General features: G+C 67.7%; 22 protein-coding genes. 3 read left to right on the forward strand and 19 right to left on the reverse strand.

The genetic code is table 11. The features are described 5' to 3' along the window. Positions 1-268 precede the first annotated feature (268 nt). From dqs_RS10385 to dqs_RS10430, 10 genes are all read right to left on the reverse strand, one after another. Positions 269-1,594, reverse strand: a complete 1,326-nt coding sequence (locus tag dqs_RS10385; RefSeq protein WP_065340429.1) for a M20 family metallopeptidase — start codon at positions 1,592-1,594, stop codon at positions 269-271. 22 nt (positions 1,595-1,616) lie between these two features. Then, positions 1,617-2,639 (reverse strand): FAD-binding oxidoreductase, encoded by a 1,023-nt coding sequence (locus tag dqs_RS10390; RefSeq protein ID WP_065340430.1) that lies wholly within the window; start codon positions 2,637-2,639, stop codon positions 1,617-1,619. Between the two features lie 381 nt (positions 2,640-3,020). Further along, the gene (locus dqs_RS10395; protein ID WP_065340431.1) at positions 3,021-4,361 is read right to left on the reverse strand and encodes a Rieske 2Fe-2S domain-containing protein; all 1,341 of its coding nucleotides are present in this window, start codon (positions 4,359-4,361) and stop codon (positions 3,021-3,023) included. Positions 4,362-4,558: 197 nt separating this feature from the next. Further along, complete coding sequence (locus tag dqs_RS10400; RefSeq protein ID WP_084018421.1) at positions 4,559-5,128, reverse strand: flavin reductase family protein; 570 nt, start codon at positions 5,126-5,128, stop codon at positions 4,559-4,561. Further along, positions 5,125-6,354: a styrene monooxygenase/indole monooxygenase family protein gene (locus dqs_RS10405; protein WP_065340432.1), complete on the reverse strand. Its 1,230-nt coding sequence runs from the start codon at positions 6,352-6,354 to the stop codon at positions 5,125-5,127. Before dqs_RS10405 ends, dqs_RS10400 begins: the two co-directional genes overlap by 4 nt. A gap of 147 nt (positions 6,355-6,501) precedes the next feature. Continuing rightward, positions 6,502-7,488, reverse strand: a complete 987-nt coding sequence (locus dqs_RS10410) for an AraC family transcriptional regulator (RefSeq protein WP_011765697.1) — start codon at positions 7,486-7,488, stop codon at positions 6,502-6,504. An 84-nt stretch (positions 7,489-7,572) separates the two neighbouring features. Further along, positions 7,573-8,574, reverse strand: a complete 1,002-nt coding sequence (locus tag dqs_RS10415; RefSeq protein WP_011765698.1) for an AraC family transcriptional regulator — start codon at positions 8,572-8,574, stop codon at positions 7,573-7,575. 126 nt (positions 8,575-8,700) lie between these two features. Beyond that, the gene (locus dqs_RS10420) at positions 8,701-9,585 is read right to left on the reverse strand and encodes a VOC family protein (RefSeq protein ID WP_065340433.1); all 885 of its coding nucleotides are present in this window, start codon (positions 9,583-9,585) and stop codon (positions 8,701-8,703) included. 24 nt (positions 9,586-9,609) lie between these two features. After that, the gene (locus tag dqs_RS10425) at positions 9,610-10,053 is read right to left on the reverse strand and encodes a lipocalin-like domain-containing protein (protein WP_065340434.1); all 444 of its coding nucleotides are present in this window, start codon (positions 10,051-10,053) and stop codon (positions 9,610-9,612) included. Positions 10,054-10,099: 46 nt separating this feature from the next. Next, on the reverse strand, positions 10,100-10,954 hold the full coding sequence (locus dqs_RS10430; protein WP_065340435.1) for an alpha/beta fold hydrolase: 855 nt from the start codon (positions 10,952-10,954) through the stop codon (positions 10,100-10,102). Between the two features lie 172 nt (positions 10,955-11,126). Here dqs_RS10430 and dqs_RS10435 point away from each other — a divergent pair, with 172 nt between their 5' ends. Next, on the forward strand, positions 11,127-11,864 hold the full coding sequence (locus dqs_RS10435; RefSeq protein ID WP_011765702.1) for a GntR family transcriptional regulator: 738 nt from the start codon (positions 11,127-11,129) through the stop codon (positions 11,862-11,864). A 21-nt stretch (positions 11,865-11,885) separates the two neighbouring features. Here dqs_RS10435 and dqs_RS10440 read toward each other — a convergent pair whose 3' ends face one another. The 8 genes from dqs_RS10440 to dqs_RS10475 form a co-directional block, all read right to left on the reverse strand. After that, positions 11,886-12,419 (reverse strand): cupin domain-containing protein, encoded by a 534-nt coding sequence (locus dqs_RS10440; protein WP_011765703.1) that lies wholly within the window; start codon positions 12,417-12,419, stop codon positions 11,886-11,888. A gap of 53 nt (positions 12,420-12,472) precedes the next feature. Further along, positions 12,473-13,579 carry an alcohol dehydrogenase catalytic domain-containing protein gene (locus tag dqs_RS10445; RefSeq protein WP_011765704.1) on the reverse strand — a complete coding sequence of 369 codons (1,107 nt, stop codon included), beginning with the start codon at positions 13,577-13,579 and terminating at the stop codon, positions 12,473-12,475. A gap of 59 nt (positions 13,580-13,638) precedes the next feature. Then, a complete protein-coding gene (dmpG, locus tag dqs_RS10450) occupies positions 13,639-14,667 on the reverse strand; it encodes a 4-hydroxy-2-oxovalerate aldolase (RefSeq protein WP_065340437.1) in 1,029 nt (342 codons plus the stop codon). A 14-nt stretch (positions 14,668-14,681) separates the two neighbouring features. Then, entirely contained in the window at positions 14,682-15,602 is a 921-nt protein-coding gene (locus tag dqs_RS10455; RefSeq protein ID WP_065340438.1) for an acetaldehyde dehydrogenase (acetylating), read from the reverse strand. 67 nt (positions 15,603-15,669) lie between these two features. Continuing rightward, entirely contained in the window at positions 15,670-16,464 is a 795-nt protein-coding gene (locus tag dqs_RS10460; protein ID WP_065340439.1) for a 2-keto-4-pentenoate hydratase, read from the reverse strand. A 36-nt stretch (positions 16,465-16,500) separates the two neighbouring features. Continuing rightward, positions 16,501-17,454 carry a 3-carboxyethylcatechol 2,3-dioxygenase gene (locus dqs_RS10465; RefSeq protein WP_065340440.1) on the reverse strand — a complete coding sequence of 318 codons (954 nt, stop codon included), beginning with the start codon at positions 17,452-17,454 and terminating at the stop codon, positions 16,501-16,503. Between the two features lie 24 nt (positions 17,455-17,478). After that, positions 17,479-18,375: an alpha/beta fold hydrolase gene (locus tag dqs_RS10470; protein ID WP_065340441.1), complete on the reverse strand. Its 897-nt coding sequence runs from the start codon at positions 18,373-18,375 to the stop codon at positions 17,479-17,481. A gap of 358 nt (positions 18,376-18,733) precedes the next feature. Next, positions 18,734-20,074 carry a Rieske 2Fe-2S domain-containing protein gene (locus dqs_RS10475; protein ID WP_065340431.1) on the reverse strand — a complete coding sequence of 447 codons (1,341 nt, stop codon included), beginning with the start codon at positions 20,072-20,074 and terminating at the stop codon, positions 18,734-18,736. A gap of 350 nt (positions 20,075-20,424) precedes the next feature. Here dqs_RS10475 and dqs_RS10480 point away from each other — a divergent pair, with 350 nt between their 5' ends. Beyond that, positions 20,425-21,201: a cyclase family protein gene (locus dqs_RS10480; protein WP_065340442.1), complete on the forward strand. Its 777-nt coding sequence runs from the start codon at positions 20,425-20,427 to the stop codon at positions 21,199-21,201. Between the two features lie 209 nt (positions 21,202-21,410). Here dqs_RS10480 and dqs_RS20780 read toward each other — a convergent pair whose 3' ends face one another. Beyond that, positions 21,411-21,761, reverse strand: coding sequence for a hypothetical protein (locus tag dqs_RS20780; protein ID WP_157108178.1), 351 nt, complete (start codon positions 21,759-21,761; stop codon positions 21,411-21,413). On the opposite strand from dqs_RS20780, the gene dqs_RS10485 reads away from it, so the two are divergent. Continuing rightward, positions 21,760-23,964: an indolepyruvate ferredoxin oxidoreductase subunit alpha gene (locus tag dqs_RS10485; protein WP_065340443.1), complete on the forward strand. Its 2,205-nt coding sequence runs from the start codon at positions 21,760-21,762 to the stop codon at positions 23,962-23,964. The genes dqs_RS20780 and dqs_RS10485 overlap by 2 nt on opposite strands. Positions 23,965-23,981 lie beyond the last annotated feature (17 nt).

The raw sequence follows: 23,981 nt of genomic DNA on the forward strand, positions 1-23,981 counted from the left end.
AAGCGAAGCGCTTGGCTTGGTAGGGCGATGGGATTGGCCCCGCGCTGGACCAAACCCCATCCCCACCCCCGCCCGGGAGCCTCCGCTGCGCTCCGTCGTTCAGCGGGCGGCAAACGATGTTTGCCGAAACCCCCGCTTCACCCCCTTGAAGGGGAGGGAGCACATCGGTCCAGCCCGGGCGTATTTGCTCCTTCGTTCATCGGGCTGGAACCGTCTATGCAGATACCGCTGCTTCACCCCCTTGAAGGGGGTGAAACCGCGGCCGCCCTCACAACCCCAGCTCCTCCCTCCCCCGCGTCAGCGTGTCGATCACCACGTACATGATCTTTCGCGCGCACGGCAGCAGATCCGGGACGTAGGTCGCCCCCATCCCGCCCAGCCCTTCGGCCACCGGCTCCGTCGCCCCCTGTGCCGGCCACGGCCAGCCGATGCGGGCGGTGGGCACGCCGTAGCGGCGCAGCGCGGTGCCGTCGGTCTGGCCGCCGAGCAGGTCGGGCACGCCGTGCGGGCGGCCTTCGATGTGTTCCCAGCCGCGGCGCGCGGACTGGATCACCCAGTTGCGCTCGTCGGTGGTGCCGCCGGGGACGGAGCCGTACATCTCCCAGTCCAGCTTCAGTTCGGGACGGCGGGATTGCAGGTCGGCGACGAAGGCGGCGAACTGGGCCTTCACGTCGGCCGGGGTGGTGCGCGGATTGATGCGCACGTCGAAGAAGATCTCGGTGACGGCGGACGGAAAGGCCGCGCGTTCCGGGTCGCCCGAGCGCACGCCGGAGATCCAGCCGTGCGGTGCGACCACGCCGGAGGTGTTGCACTCTGAGTAGCCGACCAGCCAGCGTTCCAGTTCCTCGATGACCGCGGCGGCGGGGACCACCGAGCTGCGGAAACCCGGCGTGCCGCGCGGGACGCCGGCGTAGCCCAGGGTGCCGTGCACCCGCAGCTTGAACCAGCCCATGCCGGGCTCCTCGTGATAGACCCAGTTCCACGGCTTCATCACCACCGCGAAGTCCGCCGCGGCGCCGCGGTTGAGCAGGTGGAGGACGCCGTTGGACATGCCGGCGTGCTGGCGTGCGGAGATATCCACCGGCATGCCGCCGTCGGCCATGCCCACCAGCAGGTCGCCGCGCAGCGGAACGCCTGATTCGACCACCGCGGTGGCGATTTCGGTGAGCGTCGCCACCATCGCCTTGTGGTTGGACGACCCGAGGCCGTACACCCAGTCGCCGACCAGCTTGGCGCGCGGCTGCATGTCGGCGTCGGTGGCGCCGCCGGTCCATTCGCGCTCGGCGTCGTCGCAGTCGAGATGGGTGTCGATCGGCGCGTACAGCATCAGCGCCGCTCCGCCGCCGCTGCCGCGGTATTCGGCGAGCACGTTGCCGCTGGTCTCGGTCATCGGCATGTAGCGCGACTTGAGGCCGGCCGTGGCCAGCCGCGCGGCCATGAATTCGCTGGCGGCGCGCGCCATGCCGGTGGGGCTGTGGATGTCGGTGATGGAGAACAGCAACTGCTTCAGCCGCTCCGCGTCGATGCGGGCGCAGGCCTGTTCGTACCATTGCTGCTGTTGTGCGGAAAACGGAACGGGCGTGGTCTGGCTCATCGGTGTTGGGCTCCGGGTGGGGTCAGTTGCTGGGGACGAACTGCTCGCTGAAGATGTTGTCGGGCGCGACGCCCAGCTCGATCAGGCGCTGGGTCGCCGCGTCGATCATTCCCTGCGGGCCGCAAAGGTAGGCGACGGTGTCCGGGTCGCGCACGTCGGCGGCGGTCAGCGCCGACACCGGGCTGCCTTCGTGGAAGTCGCCCTCGCTGCCGCGGTCGACGCAGATGCGCGTTTCCAGCATCGGCAGCCACTGGCGGCGCAGTTCGAGTTCGTCGAGGTAGAACAGCACGTCGGGGGTGGCGCAGCCGAACGACAGCAGCATCGGCGGTTTGCGGCCGCCGAGCTGGCGGATGCGGTCGATCATGGCCAGCACGGGCGCAAGCCCGGTGCCGCCGGCGACGAAGATGTGCGGCGCGCGGCGCTTTTCGCGCAGGAAGAAGGCGCCGTAGGGGCCTGTGATGCGCACCACGTCGTCGACCTTGGCGCCGCAGGTCAGCCAGGAGGTCATCGCGCCCTGCGGCAGCAGCCGGATCAGCAGGTCCAGCCGCGGCAGGTCGGCCTCGGTGCTGACCGGCGAATAGCTGCGCAGCACGCCGGCGCCCGGCACTTCCACCTGGATGAACTGCCCCGGGCGGCAGGCGAGCCAGCTGCCTTCGGCGAGTTCGAGCGAGAGCTTGACGACGTTGGAGGCGATCGGCTCGATCGCATTGACGAAGGCATGGGCCTCGACCACCGGCTGGGCGCCCTCCTCGCTGCCGTAGCCGAGTTCGAAGGTGCAATCGCCCCTGGGCTGGGTCACGCACAGGAGGCGCTGGCCGGCGGCAAACTCGCTCGCAAGCAGGGTCGAACTCGATCCGGGACGGGGCAGCGCCTCGCCCTCGACGAGATGGGACAGACAGCTGGAACAGCTGCCGGAGCGGCACTGGTGCAACAAGGGCACGCCGGCGGCCAGCGCCGCGTCGAGCACGGTCTGCTCCGCACCGACTTCAAGCGCGCGGATGGCGCCGTCGGCGAAGCGGAGCTTGACGGTATGGGTGGCGGTCATGGGGGGCTCTCTGGTCTTGGGGGGTAGTGGGGGAGGCGCTGAGGCGACCTTCCCTTCAAGCGGTGAGGACGGAGCGCTGGGTTTGTCCCCTCCCCTTCAAGGGGGTGAAGCTGGGGTTTCGGCAAACATCGTTTGCCGTCCGCTGAACGATGGAGCGCCGCGGTTTTGTCCCCTCCCCTTCAAGGGGAGGGTTAGGGTGGGGATGGGGTTGAGGCGTTAAGGGCTTGGTTCAGCTCTGAACGGAACCCCATCCCCCTCCTAGCCTCCCCCTTGAAGGGGGAGGGACAGAACCGACCGGGAGTCTTCGCTTCGGCGGCGCAGAGCAGTGCTCTGCGAAACCCCGCCTCCGCCCCCTTCAAGGGGAGGGAGTGACGGCGCCGCTCAGTCCTCGATCTGCTCCACGAAGTACCCCGGCGGTTTCCCCGCGGCGGTGTCCTTGAACCGGATGCTGTGCGTCTTCACCGCCCCCGCCACACCCTTGCCGGGTTTGGCGATGCCGCGGTTCCAGCGCGAGGCGAGCTTGCGCCAGGTGATCGGGGAGATGTCGGTGGCCACGAGCTGCTCGTCGTCCCAGCCGGTTCCATCGGCGTAGAAGTTCTGCATGGCCTCGCGGGCGTAGAGGTCGCAGTCGTTGAAGCCGTGCAGGCACAGCGGCTTGTAGACGCGCTCGAACTTGTAGTCGAAGTCGGCGCGCGCCTTCTCGTCCGGGCAGACCTTGACCAGCACTTCCCAGTACTCGTGCAGGTCATCGGTGATCGGCACGTACCACTCGTACTGCACGATGTGCTCGCCCGGCCAGTTCTCCACCATCAGCACGCCGGGCAGCACCACCGAGGTGCGGTAGAAGCGGCCGTTGAGGCCCTCGACCTTGAGGCCCAGCTCCTTGTTCTCCAGCACCGGCGCCCAGCGGTCGGTGAAGAGCCACTGCATCATGCCCTTGGGGCCCTTTTCATCCTCGACCACGGTGATGCAGTCGTCGCGGGTGGGCAGGATGCCCAGCGGCAGCACCCAGTCCATCGCATGGACGATGGTGTTGTCCTTGTGGACCAGGATGTGGGCGTTGTCGAAGCCGTTCTCGCAGGCGATGCGCCAGTTGCCGTAGCCGGTGCGGTGCATGCCGAGCGCGACCGCGTTGTCGTCGAGCAGACTTGGGGCGGCCGGCCACAGCGGATGCGGGAAGCGCTCGCTGTTCTCGGGGAAGCGGAACGGCAGGTCGTCGGCCAGCGGCGGCACGTCCGAATCGGGAAAGCCGTCCTCGCGCACGAAGACGAAGACCATGCCGGCGACTTCTTCGGTCGGGTAGCTGGTGATGCCGGTGGTGCCGACGAGCTTGTCGTCCGGGTTGGCGACGATGGTGGAGAGGCGGCCGTCCTTCAGGTCGAAGGTGAAGCCGTGGTACCAGCACGAGATGGTCTTCTTGTTGAAGCACATCGGCTTCTCGGACAGGCGCACGCCGCGGTGCAGGCACTGGTCCTTCAGCGCATAGACCTTGCCGTCGACCCGGCGCAGCACGATGGGGATGCCGCAGATCTGGATGCCCTTGACCTCGTCCTCGGCCAGTTCCTTGCTGAACACGGCCGGGTACCAGTGGTTGATGAAACCCCAGGCGGCGTCCTTGTAGGGTTGGTACTGGCTCTGGGTGCGGGTGTTATTGACGCGGGCCTCGCTGATCGCGTGTCCCTGCGCCACGGTGCGCCGGCGGATGACCGGTTCGTCTGACATCTCGATCTCCTGGATCTGGGTGCGGGGCTGGGCCCCGGGGGGTGAGGAAAGCGCACTGCGCCGGGGCGCAGCGTTGGAAACCATGCTAGGCAGCCCCTGCCCCACCCGCGCTCCCATCCGTTCCGGGTTTATCCCGACAGCGCAAGAAAGCGGCGGGAACGGGTGAGCGGGCGTAGGCCGGGGACCGCCGGGGCGATTCAGCCGGCGGCTTGCGCCAGCCCGGCATAGCGCCCGCGATGAAACAGCAGCGGCGCATCGGCGGCGTCGGACTCGGTGATGCGCAGCACGCGGCCGACCAGGATCAGGTGGTCGCCGCCTTCGTAGCGGTGTTCTGCCGCGCATTCGAAGACCACCGGCGCGCCCGGCAGCAAGGGCACGCCGCCGTGGCCCTGCCCCAGCGCCAGGCCGCCGAACTTGTCCGTGGCGGGGCGGGCGAAGCGGTCCGACAGATCCCGTTGGCCGGCCGCCAGCACGTGCACCGCAAAGTGATCGGCCTGCGCGAAGGCGGAGAAGCTGTAGGCGTTGCGCGCCACGCTCCACAGCACCAGCGGGGGCGCCAGCGACACCGTGTTGAAGCTGCTGGCGGTGACGCCCACTGGCGCGCCCCCGGCGTCCCGCGTGGTGACGATGGTGACGCCGGTGGCAAAGTGGCCGAAGGCGCGGCGCAGCGCGCCGGGTTCGATGGCCGCGCCGGGGCCGTCCGCTTCGCCCGCGCGCCTGAGGAAGGCGGGCGTGCCCGTTGCCGGGCCGTAGGTCGCGGTGCTCATGCCGGTTGCGCGAACGATTCGAGGAAGCGGTCGGCCTCCGCGTCGTCGTAGTACCAGGGCGACAGGCTGCGCGGATCGTCGAAGGCGTTGGCGACGCGGCCGGCAAGCGCGGGGTTCTGGCCGCAGGCGCCGAACACCTTCATCACGCGATCCGGCGGCGGCAGCAGATGGGTGTTGGTGAAGCGCGCCACCCACTGCGCGTACTCCCAGTAGCGCTCGAAGGTCTGCTGCATCCAGTCGGCATCGAAGGGGCGCTGGCCGTGGGCGAGGATCGCGTCCAGGTAGAGCATCGCGCACTTGCTCGCGTTGTTGGAGCCCTGGCCGGTGATCGGATCGTTCAGCACCAGCACGTCGGCCATGCCGAGCACCTTGCGGCCGGAGGGCAGCTTGCCGAGCGGCTTGCGCACCGTGGGCGGAATGCGCCCGACCAGGGTGCCGAGGTCATCGGTGAGGCTCAGGCGTTCGCAGCGCGGCGCCTCCCAGGGGAAGAACTCGCGGATCAGCTCCACCGCAAGCTCGAGGTGTTCGGCCGGGGTCGAGACTTCGTTCCAGCGGTCCATCGGACCGCCCGGGATGCACTCCAGATTGATGATGTCGCAGGGCCCGGAGAGCGTCAGGCTGGGAAAGTTCACGTACTCGCCGATGCCCGGGTTGATGCTGATGTTGAGCGCGGAGTAGTCGCTGCGCGGCTTCATGCCGTGCACATAGGTCAGCGAGATGGTCCGCATCGGGCGGTCGAAGGTGCTGCGTTCGGCGTCGCGCTCGAAGAGCTGGCCGATCTCGCCCTTGCCGCTGGCCACCAGCACCAGGTCGGCAGACTCCGCGTAGCGCTCCAGCGCGGCAAGGTCCGCTTCCTCGATCACCAGCGTGCCGCCGCGGCGTTCGAACTCGCGCATCCAGGCCGGCATCTTGATGCGTTGGTCCACCGATTGCCCCGGTGCGCGCATGCGCGAGCGCCAGTCGACGAAGGTCTCGCCCGCGCTGTTGCCGGCGCGCATATGAACGCCGGAGATGGGCGGACAGGTGTCGTCCCACCATGCCAGGCCCAGCGCCCGTTCGTAGCCGACGGCCATGTCGTACATCGACTGGCTGGACATCACCCGCCCGCGCGCGATGTCTTCGCCGCTGCGGTTGGAAACGAGGGTGACGTGGTAGCCCTTGGACAGCAGTCCAATGCCGAGCTGCAGGCCGGCCTGCCCGGCTCCGATGATGGTGATCTTGCGCATCTGGCTTTGCTCCGTGGGTTGAAAGTGGCGGCTTCGTTATCGAAGACGGTGCCAATTTCACCCAGCGGCGCGCCGCGCAATATGCGCGGAGTGCAGCCGACGTGCACGAATTGCAGAAATGAGAAACCGCGGTGGCGGCGGCCCCGCTCAGGCGCGCCGCGCCATCGTTTCACGCGGGTGCTCGCCGTAGCGGCGACGGTAGTCCGCGGCGAAACGGCCGAGCTGGAAGAAGCCCCAGTGGGTGGCGATGGTGGTGACGCTGGCGGGCTGGGCGGGGTCCAGCAGGTCGGCGCGCGCCCGTTCCATGCGCAGGTCGCGCAGGTAGCGCATCGGGCTGACGCCGAGGAAATTGCGGAAGCCGTCGTAGAGCGTGCGTGCGCTGACGCCGACGTGCGCCGCCAGCGACTCCATCGTGATCGGCTGCTCGGGGCAGCCGCGCATCAACTCCTCCGCCCGGCGGACATGACGCGGCAGCACCAGCCGCGCCCCGCCCGAGGTGGCGTTGGCAAAGCTGCCGGGCAGCCAGTTGAGCGCGGTGGTGAGCAATAGCTGCTCGATGTGGTTGCTGACCAGCGGCTGGTCTGCCAGCGCGGGATTGCTGCGCAGTTCGCCGAACAGGTGCTGGGCGGTGCTGACCCAGCTGCGCGCCATCGGGTCCTGCAGGTCGACGCGATTGCAGAAGGCGATCGTGCGACTCACGTCGCGGCCGGCGAGCGCGGAGGCGTGCCGTTCGAGTGCGTCGCGTTCGATCCGGACCACGAACTTGGTGCAGTCGCCGCTCCAGTTCATCGTCAGTCCGCTATGGGGCGCGTGCACCGTGGCGTGGCGGGGGTCGCTGTCCAGTTCCGCACCGTCGATGCGCATCCGGTCGCGGCCCGACAGCGGCACCTGGATGAGGAAGAAGGACTGCAGGCTGCCGGGCGCCACCATCACGTCGGCGCCGTAGCGCATCTGGCTGAAGCTGACCGCGCCCACGCGCTGGTGGACGTGGTGATAGTCGAGGCATTCGCTGCCGCGCAGTTGTTCGAGCCGGTGATCGCAATAGATGCCCGCGACGATGCGGCGTGTTTCATCCACATCGCGGGAACAGTAGGTGGCCGGTGCCGGCCCGCTGAGCTGCATACCCTTGTCCATCGTCCTGAGCCTCCGCCCTCCCCCGGTTCCTGCGTTGCCGTCGGCCCGCATCCAAGCAGTGTTCGTGCCGGCCGGCAAGGGGCGCTAGCGGGCCAGGGTTTCGGAGGGGCTTTCTCCGAAGCGGCGCTTGTAGTCGGTGGTGAAATGGCCGAGGTGGCCGAATCCCCACTGGTAGGCCACCGCAGTCACCGTGGTGCGCCCCGGTTCGGTGCTCAGCAACTGTTCGCGCACCCGGTTCAGGCGGGTTTCCTTCAGGTACAGCATGGGCGAGGTGTTGCGGTATTTGCGGAAGCCGGTGTACAGCGAGCGGCTGCTGACGCCGACGTGCTCGGCGATATCGCACACGGTGATCGCTTCGTGCGCGTGCTCGTCGATGTAGTGTTCCGCGCGCCGCACGAAAGCCGGGGTGACGGTGCGGACATCTTCATGGAGCGCGCCGGAGTAGTTGTTGGGCTGGCACACCAGCAGCATCGTCACGAGCATCTGCTCGATCTGGGCCGACAGCAGCGGCGACGCGGGGCCGTCCTCGTCGCGCAGGTTCTCCAGCAGCCACGCGATCGTGCGCATCCAGCGGATGCCGCCGCCGGTATCCAGCGGCATCGCGGTGTCGAAGGTGATGTGCCGCTGCAGCGTGCGGCCGAGGTGCTGGCTGCACTGGCGTTCGAGCAGGTCGCGGTCTACCCGCACGATCAGCTTCTCGGTGCGCTCGCCGTGGCGGATGCGGATCGGACAGTGGGCGTTGAGCACGGTGCCGGTGTTGGGCGAGGACATCGTCACCGCGCCGGCGCTCTCCACCCTTTCGCCACCGCACAACGGCATCTGCACCAGATAGAAGGTGTCGAGCTGGCCGGGGTCGATGGTCACCTCGCCGCCGTAGCTCATGCGGCCAATGCCGATGCCCTTGAGCTTGCGGTAGTACATCCGCGCATCGACCGGCTTGCGCGCGTCCAGGCTGCGCAGCTGGTTTTCACAGAAGACGCGGGTGCCCCAGCGCCTTGCCTCCTCGATGTCGCGGGTATGGAAGCGTTCGAAGCTGGCCATCGCGGCGTGGTCGGTGCGGCCGACATCCCATCCATGCAAATCCACGTCTGACTCCTCGTGTCTCTCTGAGGGGCGCGCCCCCTGCCCGCTCGTTGCGGGTCTGGCGATGCCGGAGGCGCGATCTGCAAGCCGGCCCCGGGCCGGCGGGGCCGCGAACGGCCCGGTGCTGCATCAGGTGTTCAGGTGCTGGTGGCCCCACGCGCTGGTGACGTCGTAGGTCCGCACCTCGTGACTGCCTTCATCCACTTCCAGGCCGCCCCAGCCGTATTCGATCTGCGCGCCCGACGGGCTTTGCACGTAGAACGAGAACATCTGGTCGTTGATATGGCGGCCCAGCGCCCGCGTCTGCCTGGCCCCGTGGCGATGCACACGGTCGAGGGCGCGGCCGACATCGTCGAATTCGCGCACCTGCAGCATGAGGTGGCCAAGCCGCCTGCCGATCGGAAGATAGCCGATTGCGAGGCTGTGGTGACGTTCGTTGCAGCGCATGAAGACGAAGTCGCCCTTGCGCCCGCCGTAGTCGGCGGTGGAGACGAAGTCGCTGGTGGTGAAGCCGAGCAGGCGGCAGTAGAAGTCGTGCACCTCGGCCACGTTCTCCACCACCAGCATCACATGGCCGAGGCCCTGGCCGCCGGTGACGAAGCCCCCGTGTGCCACTGGCGCGTGGAAGGGCTGCTGGGGACGCACGAGTGATCCGCAGGACAGTTCGACGGCAAGCCCGGCGGGGTCGGCAAACCGGCGCAGTGCCTGCACGCCGCGCGCCTTGCAGGCCTCGGCCGAACCGACCTCCACCGCGTGCCCGGCGGCGGCCAGCCCCTGGTGCAGGGCTTCCACGTCCGCGAGGGTGTCTGCTTCCAGCCCGAGCGCAACGATGTCGTTGCGCGGTCCGCGGGTCAGGTGGATGCGCCACGGGCGGTCGTCCACCCGCAGGCAGGCCTCGGCCTCGTTGCTGCCGTCCACCACTTCACAGGCCAGCACATTGCGCGCGAAGGCGGTCCATGCCGCCACGTCTTCGGTTTCGATCTGGATGTAGGCCAGTCTTTTTACCTGTGCCATGTTCGTCGCCTCTCCCTCTTGTCGTCAGGCGCGGCCGCCGGCCGCGCGTCGCCAGGCGAGGATCGCGGTGCGCGCCTCGCTGGTACCTTCTTCGATGCGCGCCACCAGCGTGATCTCGTCGTCGCTCGTGCGGACCACCTTGCGGCGCTGCGCGGTGCCCTGCCAGTTGGGGAAGATGCACTGCTGAATATGGTGGGTCACCTGCTCCCCATCGAAGCTGTAGCGGCCGGCGTAGGTCAGGTATTCGTCGTAAGCGCGCGCCTTGTCGGCATCGGCCGCGTCCCACTGGCCGCCGGTGGTGAACGCGGTGCGCGGCTTGCGCGACAGCACGCAGAACATCGCGTCCGAGTCTCGGCTGTAGTCGATGAACCCTTCCAGTGTTTCGCCGAACGGGTGCACGCAGCGGCCGTCATCGTATTCCTGCCGCCAGGAGACGATCTCCCAGCGTCCTTCGATTCCCTTCGTCATCGTCCTTCCTTGTTTGTGCAGGGGCGCCAGGCGGCGCCGGGGTCGTTCAGTCGAGGGGGCGCGGTTCGGCGCTGTCGGCCTCGTCGAGAAAATCCGCGACCAGCCGGATGAAGCGCGCGGCCTGCTCGATCTGCGTCCAGTGGCCGCAACGCCCGAACACATGGAGCTGCGCGCGCGGGATGAGCCCGGCCAGCGTGACCGAGCTGGCGAGCGGGATCACCCTGTCCTCGCGCCCATGCACCAGCAGGGTTTCGTGCGGAATCCGGCGCAGGTCGTCCTCGGCGCTGGCGAGCGCGCTCACCCAGCGCTGGCGCGGCGGCGGGAACATCGCGGCAAAGGCTTCCTGGAAGCCGGGCTGGATGCTGGCCTCGTAGCGCAGCCGCGCGAGGTCGTCGGTGATCAGGCTGCGGTTGAACGCGAAGATGTCGAGGATGCGGCGCATGTTCTCCGGCGAGGGCTCGTAGCCCCACACCGCGTCCAGGCCCTCGGTCAGCGGAAAATCCAGCCCCGCGCTTCCCATCAGCACGATGCGGCGGATGCGCTTGGGGTGGCGGATGGCGAGCTTGAGCGCCAGCGCACCGCCGAAGGAGTTGCCGACGATGTCGGCGCGCGGCAGGTCGAGCGCATCGAGCAGGCCGATCGCCTGTTCGATCCATGCATCCACGTCGTAATGCTGGTCGGGCTTACGTTCGGTGAAGCCGAAGCCGAGCATGTCCGGAATCAGCACCCGGCGCTTTTCGGCGAGCGGGTTCATCACGGTGCGCCAATTGACGTAGCCGCTGACGCCGGGGCCGGAGCCGTGGATCATCAGCACCGGAAAGCCTTTGCCGAGGTCGTGGTAGTTGGTGCGGACCGAACCGATCTCGATGCTCGATCCCAGTTCGGGATTGTTCTGGCTCATTGAAGCACTCCTTGGGGGCCGGACGTCCGCTCGGGCATCGCCTCGCTGTCCGTCTCTTATAAATCTCGAGATTTAAATTAGAAAAAAATTTTTAATTAGATTGTCTTTTGTTCGTAGTGTTGTCAACACGCGCTTGATATGATTTCGGCACCTGCTTCCGACCCCGCCCGCGATGCCGCTCGAATCCCTGCTTTCCGCCGTTTCATCCGCCTCCGCCGAGCCGCCGTCCACGCTGATCGAGGCGGCGTACCGCCAGATCCGGCGCGACATCGTGCTGGGCGTTCATCCGCCCGGCGAACGGCTGCGCATCGAGCAGCTCAAGACGCGCTATGCGGCCAGTTCCGGCACGCTGCGCGAGGCGCTCGCCCTGCTGGTGTCCGACGACCTGGTGGTGGCGCAGGGACAGCGCGGGTTCTCGGTGGCGCCGATGTCGCTGGAGGACCTGACCGATCTCTCCTACGTGCGCTCGCTGGTGGAGGCGGAGGCCGCGCGGCAAAGCCTGCTGCGCGGCGACGACGACTGGGAGGCGCGCCTCGTCAGCGCCTTTCACAAGCTCACGCGCACCGAGGAGCGCCTGGCTGCCCGCACCGCCGATGTCTATGAGGAGTGGGAGCTGCGCAACTTCGAATTCCACGAGGCGCTGGTGTCCGCCTGCGGCTCTCCCCGGCTGCTCAGCCTGCGCGCCATGCTCCACCTGCAGGCCGAGCGCTACCGGCGGGTGTCGGCCTTGTCCGGGCCGCGGCCGGGCTCGGTGCATGCGGAGCACGAGCAGATCTTCACGCTGGCGCTCGCGCGCAAGGGCGACGCCCTGGCCGAGGTGATCGGCCAGCACGTCCGCCGCTCGCTCGACGTGATCCGCAACAGCGGCCTGCTGAGCGCGCGTGCGCAGGACGGCGGCGAGGCGGCCTGAGCTGCGCCGGGCGCGGTCCGCTCAGCCCGATTCGGCGCCAATCAGCGTGAATAACAGCCGCGCCGGCTTGCTGCCGCGGTTGCGCCAGGCGTGCCGCGTACCGCGCTGGACGATCACGTCGCCCTGGCGCAGATGGCGGGTGACGCCGTCGTCCAGCTCCAGCCAGATCTCGCCTTCGATGACCACGCCGTAGTCGATCGTCGCCGAACGATGGAAGCCGGGCGCGTCCGGTTCGAAGCACTCGGCCAGCCCGGGCAGGCGTTCGGCGAATTCGGCGCCTGCGGCGGCCGGATCGAAGTCCGCCCCCGGTGCGCTGTCAGGCGGAAAGCACACCAGCAGCGCCGTGGTGCCGCCGGCGTCCGGCAGCACCGAAGCGATCGCTGCGCCGGCGTCGTCGGCGCGCGGCGCGATGGTCGGCAGCGGCGGCGTGCGCCACAGGATGTTCACCTCGAAGCCGGGCGTGTGGCGAAAAGCGCCACCCTGCAGCGGGCTGTCGTAAAGGATGGTGGAGCGGCCACGTTCGTCATGGCCGGTCACGATGCGTCGGGGCGTCATGGGCGATGTCCTTGTCGCAGGCGCCGGTCGCGGCGAACGACCGGCGCTGCAGGTCAGCGGTGGGCGATGTGGAAGTTGGTGAAGCCGTTGGCCTGGGTCTGGATGTCTTCCAGCGCCTCGTTCAAGGCTTCCAGCGGATATGGGCGCGGTTCCAGCACGCTCAGGTCCACCAGGCCGGCTTCGATCATCGCCAGCATTTCGTCGCCCTCGGCAGCGGTGAACCAGAGCGAGCCGATGTACTGCAACTGCGCGCACATGAAGGGGTGCGGGTCGATCGGGATCGGCCCCGCAACGCCGCCGATCTGGACGATGCGGCCGCCGCGCGCCACCGCCTGCATCGCATCCACCGAGAGTTCCGCGGGCGCCTTGGCGCCCAGGGTGTCGAGCATCGCGTCCACGCCGCCCGGAACCTGCTCGCGCACGCGCGGATGGATCGGTTGTCCATCCAGCGGCAGCGGCACGACCCGCTTCGGATCGAGCCGCAGCAGGCGGTCGAGCAGTGCGCGGTCGCGCCCCACGACCACCACGCGGGCGGCGCCGAATCCCAGCGCCAGCAGCACCGCGCCGACGCCCAGGGTGCCGGTCGCGCCGAGGATCAGCACGCTCTGCCCCGCTTGCAGCGCGGCCTTGCGCAGCGCGGAGTAGGCGGTGCCCATGTAGCCGAAGCGGGCCGCCTGCGCGCTGCTGACCTGATCCGGCAGGCGGACCAGGTTGGCGACCGGCGCCGTCATGTATTCGGCGTAGCCGGCGTAGGGATAACGCTCGAACAGCGCCTGTGAGCCCTTGCCGAAACCGAAGTAGCCCATGAAGGTGTAGGCGTCGCAGCGCGTCGGCTCGCCCTGCTTGCAGTAGCGGCATTCCCCGCAGGACAGGCCGGGATTGACGTACACCCGATCGCCCGGCCGCACCGACTTCACCCCCTCCCCCACCGCAGCCACGGTGCCGGCGGCGTCCAGCCCGAAGATGGCCGGCAGCGCCGGCAGCGGCAGGAAGGGATACCAGGTGGGGAAATGGGTGACGACGTTGCGCAGGTTGGGGATCAGTCCGCACGCCTCCACGCGCACCAGCACGTCCTGCGGGCCGGGTTTAGGCACCGGGACTTCGTCGATTGCAAAGCTGCCGCCGATCTCGTGCAGGCGGGCCGCCTTCATTGTTTTCATCGTCTCGCTCTCCTTGGATGTGGGCCGCGCTGAAGGCGCGGCCTGCCGTGTGGTCGCGTTCAGGCGGCCGCGCGCGCCTTCGCCAGCGTGATCGCGGTGTCCTCGATCATGTCCTCCTGGCCGCCGACCATGCCGCGCCGGCCCATCTCGACCAGGATCTCGCGCGCCGGCACGCCGTACTTCTTCTCGGCGCGCTTGGCAAAGAGCAGAAAGGAGCCATAGACGCCCGCGTAGCCCAGCGTGAGCGCATCGCGGTCGATGCGGATCGGGAAGTCCATGATGGGCACCACGAGGTCTTCGGCCACGTCCTGGATCTTGAACACATCGACGCCGGTCTCGATGCCCATCAGGTCGCACACCGCGATCAGCACCTCCATCGGGGTGTTGCCGGCCCCGGCGCCCAGCCCCGCGGCCGCGGCGTCGATGCGGGTCGCCCCGGCTTCGATCGCGGCGATGGAGTTGGCAACGCCCATCGCGAGGTTATGGTGGCCGTGGAAACCGAGTTCGGTTTCGGGTTTCAAGGCCGCACGGACCGCGCCGATGCGCGCCTTCACCGTGTCGGGCAGCAGATGGCCGGCCGAGTCCGTCACGTAGATGCAGTTGGCGCCATAGCTCTCCATCAGCTTCGCCTGCTGCACCAGCCCTTCGGGGCTGTTCATGTGGGCCATCATCAGAAAGCCCACGGTGTCCATGCCGAGCTTGCGGGCGTAACTGATGTGCTGCTCGGAGACATCGGCCTCGGTGCAGTGGGTGGCGACGCGGATGGTGTTCACCCCGAGTTCATGCGCCATCTTCAGGTGATCGACCGTGCCGATGCCCGGCAGCAGCAGTGCCGAGACTTTCGCCTGCTTCATCAGCGGAATCACCGCGCCGAGGTATTCCTCGTCGGTGTGGGCCGGAAAGCCGTAGTTCACCGAGCTGCCGCCCAGGCCGTCGCCGTGGGTGACTTCGATCAGCGGGATGCCCGCTTGATCGAGCCCTTGGGCGATGGTCTTCATCTGCTCGAGCGTCATCAGGTGGCGCTTGGGGTGCATGCCGTCGCGCAGGGTCATGTCGTGAACGGTGATGCGTGTGCCGCGAAGGTCCATGGTTTTCTCCTGATTCAAGCCAGCACGGCGCGGTTGGATTCGAGGGTGAGACGGCCGGCGAGGATTTCCTCGGCGAACATCTCGGCGGTGCGGGCACCGGCGGCGGTCATGATGTCGAGGTTGCCGGCGTATTTCGGCAGGTAGTCGCCCAGGCCTTCGACTTCGAGGTAGATGGAGACGCGGTTGCCATCGAAGACCGGGCCATTGACCAGCTTGTAGCCCGGCACGTACTTCTGGACCTCGCGGATCATCGCGTGGATGGAGTCGGTGATCTTCTGCTGGTCGGGCTCGGTCTCGGTCAGGCAATGCACCGTGTCGCGCATGATCAGCGGCGGCTCGGCGGGGTTGAGGATGATGATGGCCTTGCCGACCTTGGCGCCGCCCACCTTCTCGACCGCGCCGGCGGTGGTGCGGGTGAATTCGTCGATGTTCTTGCGCGTGCCGGGGCCGGCCGACTTGCTCGACACGGTGGCGACGATCTCGCCGTACTTCACCGGCTGCACGCGGCTCACCGCCGCGACCATCGGGATCGTGGCCTGGCCGCCGCAGGTGACCATGTTCACGTTCATCTCGCCGCGGCCGACGTGGTCCTTGAGATTGACCGGCGGCACGCAGAAGGGGCCGATCGCCGCGGGCGTGAGGTCGATCATCAGCACGCCGAGTTCATTCAACTTGCGGCTGTTCTCGGCATGGACATAGGCGGAGGTGGCGTCAAAGGCGATCTGCACGCCATCGGCCTTCACATGCGGCAGCAGGCCATCGACACCGTCGGCGGTGGTCTTGAGCCCGAGCTCGCGGGCGCGCGCCAGGCCTTCGGAGGCGGCGTCGATGCCCACCATCCACACCGGCTCCAGCACCGGGCTGCGCTTGAGTTTGTAGAGCAGATCGGTGCCGATGTTGCCCGGACCGATCAAGGCACATTTGATCTTGTTCATGCTTGCACTCACTGGGGTTGGGGTCGTACAGGGGCGGACGGGAGGTCTGCGTCTCCCGGCCCAGGGGTCATTCGAAGCTAGCCTCGACGTGGCCCAGTCCTTCGATATCCACGAGGAAACGCTGGGGGCGCTGCGGATCGACCGCGACCATCGGGCCGAGCGCACCGGTCAGCACGATGTCGCCGGCCTGCAGCGGCTGGCCGACGCGGACCAGCATGTCGGCCAGCCACACCGCGGCGTTGAGCGGGTTGCCGAGGCAGGCGCGGGCGTTGCCTTCGGATACCACGCGTTCGCCCTCGCTCATCCGCATCGCACAGCGGCCGATGTCGAAGGCGCCGGGCCGCACCGGGTTGCCGCCGAGCACGAAGAGGCCGGACGAGGCGTTGTCGGCGATGGTGTCGAACAAGCTGATGCGCCAGTCGGCGATGCGGGAGTCGACGATCTCGACCGCCGGCACGCAGAAGTCGATGGCGCGCAGGATGTCGGCATAGGTGTGGCGTTCGCGTTCGAGCGGATGGCCGAGCACGAAGGCGATTTCCGCCTCCACCTTGGGCTGGATCAGCCGCCAGCGCGCCACCGGCTCGGCGTCGCCTACGGCCATGTCGGCGAACAGCATGCCGAAGTCCGGCTGATCGACGCCGAGCTGGCGCTGCACGGCGGGTGAGGTCAGGCCGATCTTGCGGCCCACCAGCCGGCGCCCCGCGGCCAGCGCGCGTGCCGTGTTGTGCGCCTGGATCGCGTAGGCGGCCTCCATCGAGGTATCGGCGACCTGCTCGCGCAGCGGCGTAATCGGCTGGTGCTGGCTGGCGGCCCGGTGCAGCAGTTCTGCCGCTGCGGCGATTTCGGGTGATTCGAGGGGCATCTGAACGTCCTCTCCGTGTGTGATGTGTGTGTTCGATCAGGGGTGGCGGCCAAGGCCCGACATGGCGCCGAAGCCCGCCAACCATTCGGGGATGGCGCGGTAGTAGCGCTCGCGCGCATCCCACTGGCCGGCGGTCGCGGATTCCATCGCCGCCGTGGCGGCCACCCAGCTCTTCAGCTCGTGGGCGGAAGCACCGGCCGCGGCGCTGACTTCGTCGTTGCGGTAGGCGTCGATCGCCGCCCAGTCGCGGCTGCACAGCCGCTTCATCAGCGCGCGGTCCCAGTCCGGATTGAGCGGCCGCAAGGGACTGTCGCCCGCGGCGAACGCCTGCGCCGCGGCAACCGTGCGCTGCTGGCGGGCCGCGCGCGCCTCGGGCGTGGGGTTGCGTCCGGCGACGATGCGCTCGATCACCTCGGGGTCGGTGGCGGTGGCGATCTGCGGGATGGGCGGGTTGTGCGACATGCCGCCGGAAGCGATGAAGAGCGCGCGCCCGCCCTGCCCGCGGGCAAACTCACCCACCGCCGCGCCAAGCAGGCGCGCGCGCTGGAAACTCGCCAGCGGCGGTGCCACCGCGTTGATCATGATCGGCACCACCGGGTAGCGGGCGAGCCCGCCCAGCACTTCCACCAGCGTCTGCGCAAAGCCGTGGTCCACCTGCATGCGGTACGAGAACGCGAGGTCGATGCCGCGCGCGATCACCGCGCCGGCGCAGGCCTCGGCCAGCGCGCGCGGCACCTGCAACGGCCCTTTCGGAGTCTGGTAGTCCCCCACCGATGTGGCCTCGATGCCGAGGCAGAACTGCGGCATCAGGTCGAGGAAAAAGCCGTTGTAGTGGTCCGGGGCGAAGAGATAGACCACCTCGGGATCGAAGTGGGCCACCTCCTCGCGCACCGCGGCAGCCAGCGCGGCCACCTCCTCCACCACGTCCGCCGCCGGGTCGAAATAGCCCTTCAGCGGGGTATGCGACATGCATTGCAGCATCGCGCTCATTCCGGTGTCTCCTCCGCGGCGCAATCAGCCGCCCACCGCGACGGCTTCGGGCACGTGGCCGCCGAGCAGGAAGGCGAGATGGATGCGATTGAAAACCTGGGCGTCCTCGAACTGCGGCCAGTGGCCGCAGCCCTCCATCACGGTGAACAGCGCGCCCGGGATCATCGACGCGATCCGGCGCCCTTCGGCGACGTTCGCGGTGGGGTCGTGCGAGGTCCACAGCACCAGCGTGGGTGCCGTGATGCGCGCGTAGTCCTCGGCGCGCAGCAGGTTGCGCAGGCGCGTCTCCATGTCCTGCAGCACCATGTTGTGCTTCATGGCAGCGGCCATGCCCGGGCGCGAGTAGATCGCCTGGCGGGTGGCGATCAGGTCGTCGTAGGCCTTGGACTTGTCGGCCATCAGCCATTCGACACGCGCCTTGATGAAGTTCCAGCTCGGGTCGGTGGCGGCCTGCAGCGACAGCGTCTTGAGCCGCTCCATCACCACCGGATCGGCTTGCGAGCCGCCGGCGGTATTCAGCACGAGGCGCTCGACCCGATCTGGATGGTCGATCGCCATGCGCGCGGCGACCCAGCCGCCCAGCGACTCGCCGGAGAAGCTGGCGCGCTCGATGCGCTGCGCGTCCATGAAGCGCAGCAGGTGGTCGATGTAGGCGGGAATCTCCAGATCGCGGGTCGCGAGGTCGGTCCAGCCGTGGCCGATCATGTCGATCGCCCAGGTGGAGAAATGACGGCCGTGCGACTTGAGATTGCGCACGTAGGCCTCGGCGTGCCCGCCGACGCCGTGCAGCAGGATGAGCGCCGGGGCGGCACGGTCGCCGCAGTGCAGGTAACGCGTGTTGATGCCGCCGGCGTCGGTCCAGCCCTGGCTGAAGCTGGTCTGCCTGAGTTCGGCCCAGATGCTTTGGTAGGAGGTTTGCAAGGTGGGGGCTCCGGGGGATGGGGAGATGGCGGCTCGCGCCGTTCGGGGTAGTGATACGGGGGGGGCTGGGAAGCGCTATGTGCTGCTTTCTGAACGACCGGTCAAAGCACAGGTTTTGGGGGGCGCCTCGGTTTTGTCCCCTCCCCTTCAAGGGGGTGAAGCGGGGGTTTCGGCAAACATCGTTTGCCGCCCGCTGAACGACGGAGCGCAGCGGAGGCTCCCGGGTTAGGGTGGGGATGGGGTCAGGGGTTTGGGTTCAGCACCGCGGCGAACCCCATCCCCCTCCTAACCTCCCCCTTGAAGGGGGAGGGACAGAACCACGCCCCCCCTTCAAGGGGGAGCGACAGCGTCCCTTGCCTCAGTCCTCGATCTGCTCCACGAAGTACCCCGGCGGCTTTCCGGCGGCGGTGTCCTTGAAGCGGATGCTGTGTGTCTTCACCGCCCCCGCCACACCCTTGCCGGGCTTGGCGATGCCGCGGTTCCAGCGCGAGGCGAGCTTGCGCCAGGTGATGGGCGAGATGTCGGTGGCCACGAGCTGCTCGTCGTCCCAGCCGGTGCCGTCGGCGTAGAAGTTCTGCATCGCCTCGCGGGCGTAGAGGTCGCAGTCGTTGAAGCCGTGCAGGCACAGCGGCTTGTAGACGCGCTCGAACTTGTAGTCGAAGTCGGCGCGCGCCTTCTCGTCCGGGCAGACCTTGACCAGCACCTCCCAGTACTCGTGCAGGTCGTCGGTGATCGGCACGTACCACTCGTACTGCACGATGTGCTCGCCGGGCCAGTTCTCCACCATCAGCACGCCGGGCAGCACCACCGAGGTGCGGTAGAAGCGGCCGTTGAGGCCCTCGACCTTGAGGCCCAGCTCCTTGTTCTCCAGCACCGGCGCCCAGCGGTCGGTGAAGAGCCACTGCATCATGCCCTTGGGGCCCTTTTCATCCTCGACCACGGTGATGCAGTCGTCGCGGGTGGGCAGGATGCCGAGCGGCAGCACCCAGTCCATCGCATGGACGATGGTGTTGTCCTTGTGGACCAGGATGTGGGCGTTGTCGAAGCCGTTCTCGCAGGCGATGCGCCAGTTGCCGTAGCCGGTGCGGTGCATGCCGAGCGCGACCGCGTTGTCGTCGAGCAGACTCGGGGCGGCCGGCCACAGCGGATGCGGGAAGCGCTCGCTGTTCTCGGGGAAGCGGAACGGCAGATCGTCGGCGAGCGGCGGCACGTCCGAATCGGGGAAGCCGTCCTCGCGCACGAAGACGAAGACCATGCCGGCGACTTCTTCGGTCGGGTAGCTGGTGATGCCGGTGGTGCCGACGAGCTTGTCGTCCGGGTTGGCGACGATGGTGGAGAGGCGGCCGTCCTTCAGGTCGAAGGTAAAGCCGTGGTACCAGCACGAGATCGTCTTCTTGTTGAAGCACATCGGTTTTTCAGAGAGGCGCACGCCGCGGTGCAGGCACTGGTCCTTCAGCGCATAGACCTTGCCGTCGACCCGGCGCAGCACGATGGGGATGCCGCAGATCTGGATGCCCTTGACCTCGTCCTCGGCCAGTTCCTTGCTGAACACGGCCGGGTACCAGTGGTTGATGAAACCCCAGGCGGCGTCCTTGTAGGGTTGGTACTGGCTCTGGGTGCGGGTGTTATTGACGCGGGCCTCGCTGATCGCGTGTCCCTGGGCCACGGTGCGCCGGCGGATGACCGGTTCGTCTGACATCTCGATCTCCTGGATCTGGGTGCGGGGCTGGGCCCCGGGGGGTGAGGAAAGCGCACTGCGCCGGGGCGCAGCGTTGGAAACCATGCTAGGCAGCCCCTGCCCCACCCGCGCTCCCATCCGTTCCGGGTTTATCCCGACAGCGCAAAAACCGTTTCACCGGTCCGCCAGCGCTGGCCGGCCAGGAGACCCGACGGCGCCGATGCAGAAATGCCGTTGGCGGATAAGCACCTGCGGAAACGGGATAGTCGGCTGCGCGCGAAAGCCCTAGCCTCGTAAAAAGAGATGCAGGACACGGCCGGCCAGCGGCCGGAGAACGCCTTTGCCCGACCCCGGACACCAGGAGAAGCCCGATGTCATCACTTGCCAGTTTCGTCACCGATCTCGCCAGCGGGCGCATCCGCGTGGTCGATCTCACCCAGACGCTGAAGCCCGAGTTCCCGACGATTCCGCTGCCGCCGCAGTTTGGCCAGTGCGCGCCCTTCACCATCGAAGAGGTGTCGCGCTACGACGATCGCGGGCCGGCTTGGTACTGGAACAACTTCGCCTGCAACGAACACACCGGCACCCACTTCGACGCGCCGATCCACTGGGTCACCGGCAAGGACCTGCCGAACAACGCGGTGGACACGATTCCCGCCGAGCACTTCATCGCTCCCGCCTGCGTCATCGACTGCAGCGCCGAAGTGGCAGCAAACCCGGACTTCCTGCTGACGGTGGGCTTCGTCCAGGCCTGGGAGGAGAAGCACTGCCGCATTCCGCCGCGCGCCTGGGTGCTGATGCGCACCGACTGGTCCAGGCAGCCCACGCCGGAGGCCTACCTCAACGCCCGGGAAGACGGCATGCACACGCCGGGGCCGGATGCAGGCGTGGTGCAGTGGCTGATCGAGGCGCGCGACGTATGCGGCTTCGGCGTTGAGGCGATCGGCACCGACGCCGGGCAGTCGTTCAAGTGGGAGATTCCTTTCCCGTGCCACTACTACATGCACGGCAACAACCGCTATGGCCTGCAGTGCCTGACCAACCTCGACCAGCTGCCGCCGCAGGGCGCGGTGATCCTCGCGGCGCCGCTCAAGATCCGCAACGGTTCGGGTAGCCCGCTGCGCGTGCTCGCGCTCGTCGAGTCCTGAGCCGGGCGGGCTCGCCCCGCAGAATTCCGAGTTCGACCCCGGGGACGGGCAACCCCGCTACACCCTCTCCTCGCCCGTCCTTTTTCATGCCCGGCAACCCCAGGTTGCCGGGCATTTCTTTATCCATGGATAACCTATGCTGATGCATTGTTTTGGTGCGCGACCCCCCGAAAAATGTGCGGTTGCAGCACGGGAACCGCCCCAATTGCCTACGCCGAAAGGCTTTTTTCTGGCACTTGAATGGTGCATGTGCGCACCACAATGAACAGGCTACCTGTCTGATTTTTCATGGTATTTTTGGTCATCCATGAAATTTCATCTTTTCCATTGACAGCGGAAATGTTCATTCCTAAAGTAGTTATCACAACGTAGATTCCAGTCCCGATTCTCTTGCGCTGCAACACATCCGGCGCAGTACGCGGGACGAGTCGAAGGAGAAAAACATGGCCGACCTCGATCTGGCCCATTCGGGCACTCCGCACAGCGCGGCGTGCATCCGGCCTCCCCAACAGGCCTGCAGCAGCAACGGCGTTCGCGCCGCAGGAAAGGAGACGATTCATGGCTGAGCGTTCCTTCAAGAAGGAAGTGCAGCAACTGCGCATCCCCGCGGGCCAGGAGTTCCGCGGCGAAGGCATCCTGGCCATCACCAAGGCGCTCCTGCAGTCGGGCGTGGGCTATGTGGGTGGCTACCAGGGTTCGCCGATCTCCCACCTGATGGACGTGCTGGCCGACGCCAACGAGATCCTGCAGGAACTCGACGTCCACTTCGAAACCAGCGCTTCGGAAGCCACCGCCGCCGCCATGCTGGCCGCCTCGGTGATGTACCCGATCCGCGGCGCGGTGACGTGGAAATCCACCGTCGGCACCAACGTTGCCTCCGACGCGCTTGCCAACCTCGCCTCCGGCGGCGTGACCGGCGGTGCGCTGATCATCATCGGCGAGGACTACGGCGAAGGCTCCTCCATCATGCAGGAGCGCTCGCACGCCTTCGCGATGAAGTCGCAGATGTGGCTGCTCGACCCGCGCCCCAACCTGGAATCCATCGTGCAGTCGGTGGAAGACGGCTTCGAGCTGTCGGAAGCCTCCAACACCCCGGTGATGCTGCAGGTGCGCATCCGCTCCTGTCACGTCCATGGCCGCTTCATCACCAAGGAAAACAAGCGCCCGCGCTACACGCTGAAGCAGGCACTGGAAAACCCGGTGCGCGACACCAGCCGCATCGTGCTGCCGCCCGCCTCCTTCCAGCACGAGCACGAGAAGATCCAGCAGCGCTGGCCGGCCGCGGTGAAGTTCATCCGCGAAAGGAAGCTCAACGAGTTCTTCGACGGCGACTTCAAGGACATCGGCCTGATCCTGCAAGGCGGCCTCTACAACGGCGTGATCCGCGCGCTGCAGCTGCTCGGCCTGGCCGACAGCTACGGCAACAGCCGCATCCCGATGTACGTGATGAACGTCACCTACCCGGTGATCGACGAGGAAGTCGTCCAGTTCTGCGAAGGCAAGCGCGCGGTGCTGATGCTGGAAGAAGGCCAGCCCGACTACATCGAGCAGAACCTGCACGCCATCCTGCGCAAGGCCGGTGTCGCCACCCATCTGTCCGGCAAGGACGTGCTGCCGATGGCGGGTGAATACACCACCGCGGCGATGCGCGCCGGCATCGAGGCCTTCCTGAAGGCGCATCAGCCGGATGCGCTGGCCACTCACGAAGCGGTGGCCGCCGACGAAGTGGCCGAAGCCGCGGTGGCGCCGGTGCCCAAGGCCAAGCCGGCGGCGGTGCCGATCACTTTCCATCCCAAGGTCAAGGCGCTCGCCGACGTGGTGCCGCCCCGCCCCGCCGGCTTCTGCGTCGGCTGTCCGGAGCGGCCGATCTTCGCGGCGATGAAACTGGCCCAGGCCGACCTCGGCGAACACCATGTGTCGTGCGACATCGGCTGCCACCTGTTCTCCATCCTGCCGCCGTTCAACCTCGGCGCCACCACCATGGGCTACGGCCTGGGCGCGGCGTCCAGCTCGGCCTTCAACGTCAAGACCGGCAAGCGTTCGATCTCGGTGATGGGCGACGGCGGCTTCTGGCACAACGGCCTGACCTCCGGCATCGCCAACGCGGTGTTCAACAAGAACGACGGCGTCATCGTCATCGTCGACAACTATTACTCGTCGGCGACCGGCGGCCAGGACATTCCGTCCTCGCGTGCGGACAACCCGGACCGTTCCACCAAGAACCCGATCGAGGCCGCCATCAAGGGCGCGGGCGTGAAGTGGGTGCGCACCATCGACCGCACCTACGACGTCGCCCGCATGCGCGACACGCTGGAAGAAGCACTGACCACCACCACCGACGGCCCCAAGGTCATCATCGCCCAGTCGGAATGCATGCTGAACCGCCAGCGCCGCGAAAAGCCGATCTTCACCAAGAAGGTGAAAGCGGGCGAGCGCGCGGTGAAGGAGCGCTTCGGCGTCGATCCGGACGTGTGCACCGGCGACCATGCCTGCATCCGCCTGTCCGGCTGCCCCTCGCTGTCGGTCAAGGACAGCGGCGATCCGCTCAAGGAAGATCCGGTGGCCCATGTCGACAGCGGCTGCGTCGGTTGCGGCAACTGCGGCGAAGTGGCCGAAGCGGCGGTGCTGTGCCCGTCCTTCTACCGCGCCGACATCATCCACAACCCCACCGGCGGCGACCGCTTCATCGCGAAGATCCGCAGCGCGGTGATCGGCTGGCTGCAGCGCCGTCGCGCCGCCCGTCTGGCCCAGTACGCCCTGTGAGCCCGAGGAGAGAAACA

Source organism: Azoarcus olearius (genome assembly GCF_001682385.1).
Taxonomy (GTDB): domain Bacteria; phylum Pseudomonadota; class Gammaproteobacteria; order Burkholderiales; family Rhodocyclaceae; genus Azoarcus; species Azoarcus olearius.